This window comes from Kribbella sp. NPDC048915 (genome assembly GCF_040649595.1).
Taxonomy (GTDB): domain Bacteria; phylum Actinomycetota; class Actinomycetes; order Propionibacteriales; family Kribbellaceae; genus Kribbella.
The window spans coordinates 21715-28144 of sequence record NZ_JBEZFT010000086.1 but is presented as its reverse complement, the minus strand read 5'-3'; the positions used below and the strand labels follow the sequence as shown (position 1 = coordinate 28144).

Sequence of the window (6430 nt, the reverse complement as noted above, 5' to 3'; positions counted from 1 at the left end):
CCGGCTACCCCGGCTACCCCGGCTACCCCGGCTACCCCGGCTACCCCGGCTACCCCGGCTACCCCGGCTACCCCGGCTACCCCGGCTACCCCGGCTACCCCGGCAACCCCGGCAACCGCCGGCCGACCGGGCCGACCAGGCCGACCAGGCCGACCAGGCCGACCAGGCCGATTAGGCCACCGTGGCCACGGCGGCCGCCAAGTTTGCCGGGTTCGTACCAACCCTGCACTGCCGCCTGCACTGCTGACCCGCGAAATCTCTCCTAGGAGAGTTTTCCGCACGACGGTGGAGGATTCTTCCCGTCATACCTAGGAAAACCCTCCTAAGATCCACGGCTGCGACAACCCCATGCCCCGTCGCCCCCAGCGCCCGCACGCCCCCGTCGCCCCAGCGCCCGCACGCCCTCGTCAGCCTGGTCGTGCCTCACTCCGGTCGTGCCTCACTCCGGTCGTGCCTCACTCTGGTCGTGCCTCACTCTGGTTGTGCCCTGCCCCGGCCGCCGCCGACCACACCTCGGCGGGGGCTGGTCAGGTGGGCGACGACGCGATCGAGGAGGCCGTAGGTGCCGAGGGCGCCCAGGAAGAGGAAGACCGCGCCGGTGAGGTTGCCGGCACGGGTGGCCAGGCCGCCGACGGTGAGGGCGATGCCGATGACGGCGAGGACACAAACCAGGCGACGGCTCATCGGCTCATGGATCACGGGGTGACCGTACCGGCAGACCAGGTCGGGGGTTGACGGGAGGTGGGCGGCTGCGCGATGGTTTACAGCGCTGTACTACAGCGCTGTAAACACGAACAGAGAGCAGGGTCGATGCGCCCCGACATCGTCATCGTGATGACCGATCAGCAGCGGGCCGGACTGACGCGGCGAAGCGGGTACGCCGTGGATACCATGCCGTTCGTCGACGGTCTGGCGGCGCGCGGAACGGACTTCCGGAACGCGTACACGGCCGCCCCGGCGTGTGTTCCGGCGCGCACCAGTCTGCTCACCGGCCGGTTTCCGAGCGTGCACCAGGTGCGGCAGAACAGCAACGCGCAGTACGCCCATTTCCAGCAGGATCTGCTCGACGTACTGCGGAACGCGGACTACCAACTGCACTTCGCCGGGAAACCGCACATGCACCGCGGTGTCGAGGACTTCGACACCTACGCCGGCCCGTACTTCCACACGCAGGGGCCTGCGCGGAACGCGGAGGAAAACGCTTTCGACGACTGGCTCGAGCGCCTCGACCACGGCGTTGCGGACGAGCCCACGCCGTACCCGCTGGAAACCCAGCTCCCGTACCGGATCACCACCGACGCGCTCCTAGCGATCGATGCCGCGGACCCGCGGCGACCGGGCCTGTTCTGGGTCTCCTACCCCGAACCCCACAACCCGTACCAAGTCCCGAAGCCCTACTTCGACCTGATCCGGCCCGAGGACGTCCCGGACCGCCGGAGCGGGCCGGAGGCAACTGAAATCAAGGGTGGAACCTACGACTGGTTGCGCAAGCTACAGCAGGAGAAACGTCCGAACTACGACCACAACTGGCGCCGCTATGCCGCCAACTATCTTGGCATGCTGCGGCTCCTCGACGACCAGATCCGACGCCTCCACGAGGGTCTCGCCGGCCGAAGCAGACCGCGAGTGACGATCTTCCTGGCCGACCACGGTGACTACGTCGGCGAATACGGCCTGCAGCGCAAGGGTGCCGGCCTCTCGGAGTTCCTGATGCGGATCCCGCTGATCGTCACCGGCGACGGCCTCGAGGCCCAGCAACGCGACGAACCGGTGTCTATCGTCGACATCCTCCCCACGATCTGCGAGGCCGTCGGCGCGCCGATCCCCGACGGCGTCCAAGGCCGCAGCTTGCTCCCGCTCGCCCAGGGGGCCGACGCTCCGGACGAGGAGTTCGGCAGCATCATCGCCGAGCAGGGCTTCGGCGGTCGCGCGTACGACGTGATCGAACGCCCACCGCTGCACTTCGCCTACGACGGTCCGACGTTCGACGAACTCAACACCGTCACGCAATCCGGTGCCGCCAGAATGCTCCGCAGCGGGCGATGGAAGCTCGTCGTGCACGCGGACCTCGCCGGCGAGTTGTACGACCTGGACAACGATCCCGCCGAACTCGTCAATCTCTTCGACGACGACGTGCACCTCGCGGTTCGCGCGCGCCTCCTGCACCAGCTTGCCCGCTGGCAGGCGCGCCTGACCGACGACCTCCCGAACGGCAACTACACCCCGCTCCGCCTGCCGCACAACTGGCGCTGGGCACCCCGAGGAGAACACCATGAGCATCATTAGCCGCCGTACCCTCCTGGGCCTCGGCGCGGCGAGCGCCGCGGCGATCACGATCCCCGGCTGTTCGGGGAAGTCCGGCCCGATGCGCGTCGCCTGGTACGGCCCGGACCCGGTGAGCAAGGCGGTCAACAAAGCGCTCGAGGCGTGGAAGTCGAGCGGCGGCGCGGAGTTCGCCGCGGAGAGCGCCCCGTTCGACGACTACTGGGACAAGCTGGCGACCCAGACTTCCGGCAACAACGCACCCGACGTGCTGCGGATGTCGATGAGCTACTTCAGCGACTACGCGGGCCGTGGTGCGCTGAAGGATCTCAGCTCGTCGAACATCGACACGTCCGCGCTCGACAAGGACGTCGCGAGCAGCGGTGCGACGGACGGCAAGAACTACGGCATCGGGCAGAGCTCGATCAGCTACGCGATGTACGTCGACGAGGCGGCGATCAAGCGCGCCGGTGGCGCCGTCCCGCAACAGGGCTGGACCTGGGACGCGTTCGCGGAGTTCGCCCGTGACTACAGCGCCTCGGTCCAGGGCTCGTACGGCTCGACCGATCAGGCCGGCAACTTCCAGCTGTTCGAGGTGTACGCGCGGCAGCACGGCAGCGACCTGTTCTCCGACGACGGCGGAAAGCTTGCTACGAGCAAGGACACCGTCCAGTCGTGGTTCCAGTACTGGGCCGAGCTGCGCGGTGCGAAGGCCGCGCCGCCGCAGAACGTCAGCGCGGAAACGACCGGAATCGAGAAGTCACTGGTTGCCAAGGGCAAGGCGCCGCTCCAGTTCGGCTGGGTGCAGCAGGTGACGTTCTATCAGCCGCTGGTGAAGGGTCCGCTGACCGTGTTGCCGGTACCGCAGGGCAAAGCCGGCGATCTCTCCGGTCAGTTCGTGAAGGGGCTGGATCTGTGGTGCATCTCGGCAGCGACCAAGCATCCCGAGGATGCCGCGAAACTGATCGGGTTCCTGCTCAACGACGAGAACGCGATCAAGGCGATCGGCATCCTGCTCGGCGTGCCGCCGTCCAGGAAAGCGCGTGACTTGATTTCCGCGGACGCCGGCTCGGCCGCGGCCCGGGCGATCGAGTACGTCGACGGCCTGGCCGGCAAGGTCGGTCCGTCGCCCAAGCCGTGGCCGAAGGGGTACGGCGAACTGCTGTCCGGGTTCGGGCGGATCGCCGAGAACATCGGGTTCGGGAAGACTACGCCGGCGGCCGGTGCGACGGAGTTCGTGGAGTTGGCCGGAAAGACACTCGGGCAGTGATTTCCCGCCTCCGGCAGAGCTTTCCGGCGTACCTTTTCCTGCTGCCCTGGCTGATCGGGCTGGTCGGACTCACGATCGGCCCGATGCTGCTGTCGCTGTACTACTCGTTCACCGACTACGCGCTGCTCAACACCCCCGAGTGGACCGGGCTGAAGAACTACCTGGCGCTCTTCGACGACCCGCGGTACCTGCAGTCGCTCAAGGTCACGTTCATCTACGTCGGAGTCTCGGTTCCGCTCGAGATGGCGTTCGCGCTCGCGATCGCTGTGCTGCTGAACCGCGGACTCCGGGGGCTGGCTGTCTATCGCGCGCTGTACTACGTCCCGAGCCTGCTCGGTGGTAGCGTCGCGATCGCCCTGCTCTGGCAGCAACTCTTCGGCACCGACGGTCTGCTCAACGACGTCCTCGCGATCTTCGGGATCGAGGGCCGCGGCTGGATCTCCGAACCCGGTACGGCGTTGTGGACGCTGATCGTGCTGCGGGTGTGGCAGTTCGGCGCGCCGATGGTGATCTTCCTCGCGGGCCTGCGGCAGATCCCGGACGAGGTGCTGGAGGCCGCCGAGGTCGACGGTGCGGGCCGCTGGCAACGATTCTGGCGGGTGACACTGCCGCTGCTGTCGCCGGTGGTGTTCTTCAATCTGGTCCTGCAGATCATCGGCGCGTTCCAGGCCTTCACGCCGGCATTCGTGATCAGCGGCGGCAAGGGTGGACCGTCGGACTCGACGCTGTTCTACACGCTGTACCTGTACCAGCAGGCGTTCGGCAACTTCCGGATGGGGTACGCCGCCGCGATGGCCTGGGTGCTGCTGCTGATCATCGCGGTCTTCACCGGACTGAACTTCGTCCTCGGCCGCTCCTGGGTGTTCTATGCCGACGAAGGAGCCCGGCGATGAATCGAAGCCGACTCGCCAAGGGCCGTACGACGGTGGATCGGACCGGCGTACGCCGGGGCGACGCAGTAAAACGCTTTCTCGCACACGCCGGACTGATCGCGGGCGCGTTGATCATGCTCTACCCGCTGCTGTGGATGATCAGCGCCTCATTGCGGCCGAACCACGAGATCTTCCAGCACGCCGGCCTGATCCCCGAGCATCCGACGCTCGGCAACTACGCGCTCGGGTGGTCCTCGACCGGGACCAGCTTCGGCATCTACCTGACGAACTCGCTGATCATCTGCGCCGCGGTCGTGATCGGCAACGTGCTGACCTGCTCGCTGACCGCGTACGCGTTCGCCCGACTCACCTTCGTGGGCCGGAAAACGCTGTTCGGATTGATGCTGGCGACGATCATGCTGCCTGGTCATGTCACGCTGATCGCGCAGTACTCGATTTTCCGGGACCTGAACTGGATCGACACCTTCTGGCCGATGATCGTGCCGAGTTTCCTGGCCACCGACGCGTTCTTCGTGTTCCTGATGGTGCAGTTCATCCGGTCGATCCCGGTCGAGCTGGACGACGCGGCCCGGATCGACGGCTGCGGGGCGTGGGGGATCTACCGGCGGATCATCCTGCCGCTGCTGTCGCCGGCGCTGGTGACGACGGCGATCTTCTCGTTCATCTGGACCTGGAACAACTTCTTCAGCCAGTTGATCTACCTGTCGACCAGGACCCGCCTGACCGTACCGGTCGCGCTGCGCGGATTCCTGGACTCGACCGGCAGCTCGGAGTGGGGTGCGCTGTTCGCGATGAGCGTGGTCACACTGGTGCCGGTGGTCGTGGTGTTCGTGGTCTTTCAGCGGCGCATCCTGGCCGGAATGGCCCACACCGGACTCAAATGAGATCCTTCCAGCTATGAGGCCGCGCCTGACCGATGTCGCCGAGGCGGCCGGCGTGTCGATGAAGACGGTGTCGAACGTCGTCAACGGCGCCGCGCACGTCCGCGAGGAGACCCGCCAACGCGTGCTGGCCGCGATCGACAAGCTCGGGTACCGGCCGAACATCGCGGCGCGCAACCTCGCCCAGGGACGCAGCGGTGTGATCGCGTTCGCCGTACCGCAGCTCGATCGGCCGTACTTCGCGTCGCTGGCGGCTCGGATGCTCGACGAGGCGGAGTCGTTCGGGTGGATCGTGCAGTTCCACCAGACCGGTGGCCGGCGGGAGGCCGAGCTGGCGCTGCTCACCGAGCGGCATCCGGCCCGGCTCGACGGGCTGGTGTTGAGCCCGCTCGGTCTGACCGCCGAGGATGTCGAGCGGCGTGATGCGTCGCTTCCGCTGGTGCTGTTGGGGGAGAAGGCGGGGCCCGGTTACCCGGCGGATCATGTCGGGATCGACAATCGCGAGGCCGGGAAGGTTGCGACCGAGCATCTGCTGGAACTCGGTCGCCGCCACGTGATGGCTCTGGCGCCCGGGCCGCGGATGACCGACGACCGGATCAACGGCTACCGCGATGCGCTCACCGCCGCCGGACTCCCCGTCGATGAGGACATCGTGCTGCCGACCGGCGGTCTGCGCGGCCAGGACGCCGAGCGGACGCTGGGTGCATGGCTCGACCAGGGCAACACGCCGCCGGATGCGGTGTTCGCGGCGACCGACTGGCTGGCGATGGGCGCCATCCGCGCCCTGGTGTTGCGCGGGCTGCGGGTGCCGCAGGACGTCGCGGTGGTCGGCTTCGACGACATCCCGTACGACCTCGCGACGCTGCCGACGCTCACCACGGTCGCGCCCGACCGGGTCGCGATCGCGCGCCTCGCGCTCCAAGCACTACGCGACCAACGTCCGGACGGCGAGCCGGTCCGCCGGCAGGCGCCCTTCAGCCTCGTGGTCCGCGAAAGCACCACCGGCATCGGCTGACCCAGCACGCCGGCCGACGAGCGGCGCGCGCCCCTGGGCCGTCGGCGCACCACGCCAGTATCAGCCGGCTGCCGGCTGATACTGGCGCGGCGGCCGGGTCGCGGTTGAG

The 6430-nt window shown here is 67.8% G+C and carries 6 protein-coding genes; 5 read left to right on the top strand and 1 reads right to left on the bottom strand.

Going from position 1 to position 6430, the window contains the following annotated elements; all coding sequences use genetic code 11:
• Positions 1-471 precede the first annotated feature (471 nt).
• Complete coding sequence (locus tag AB0B82_RS30005) at positions 472-699, bottom strand: hypothetical protein (protein ID WP_360175964.1); 228 nt, start codon at positions 697-699, stop codon at positions 472-474.
• Positions 700-810: 111 nt separating this feature from the next.
• On the opposite strand from AB0B82_RS30005, the gene AB0B82_RS30000 reads away from it, so the two are divergent.
• From AB0B82_RS30000 to AB0B82_RS29980, 5 genes are read left to right on the top strand one after another with little or no spacing between them, the layout of a single operon-like run.
• Positions 811-2286 (top strand): sulfatase-like hydrolase/transferase, encoded by a 1476-nt coding sequence (locus AB0B82_RS30000; RefSeq protein WP_360175961.1) that lies wholly within the window; start codon positions 811-813, stop codon positions 2284-2286.
• Entirely contained in the window at positions 2273-3532 is a 1260-nt protein-coding gene (locus AB0B82_RS29995) for an extracellular solute-binding protein (protein ID WP_360175958.1), read from the top strand. Before AB0B82_RS30000 ends, AB0B82_RS29995 begins: the two co-directional genes overlap by 14 nt.
• Positions 3529-4425, top strand: coding sequence for a sugar ABC transporter permease (locus AB0B82_RS29990; RefSeq protein WP_360175955.1), 897 nt, complete (start codon positions 3529-3531; stop codon positions 4423-4425). The genes AB0B82_RS29995 and AB0B82_RS29990 overlap by 4 nt, the downstream gene beginning before the upstream one ends.
• Positions 4422-5309 (top strand): carbohydrate ABC transporter permease, encoded by an 888-nt coding sequence (locus AB0B82_RS29985; protein WP_360175952.1) that lies wholly within the window; start codon positions 4422-4424, stop codon positions 5307-5309. The genes AB0B82_RS29990 and AB0B82_RS29985 overlap by 4 nt, the downstream gene beginning before the upstream one ends.
• A 13-nt stretch (positions 5310-5322) precedes the next feature.
• A complete protein-coding gene (locus tag AB0B82_RS29980; protein ID WP_360175949.1) occupies positions 5323-6321 on the top strand; it encodes a LacI family DNA-binding transcriptional regulator in 999 nt (332 codons plus the stop codon).
• Positions 6322-6430 lie beyond the last annotated feature (109 nt).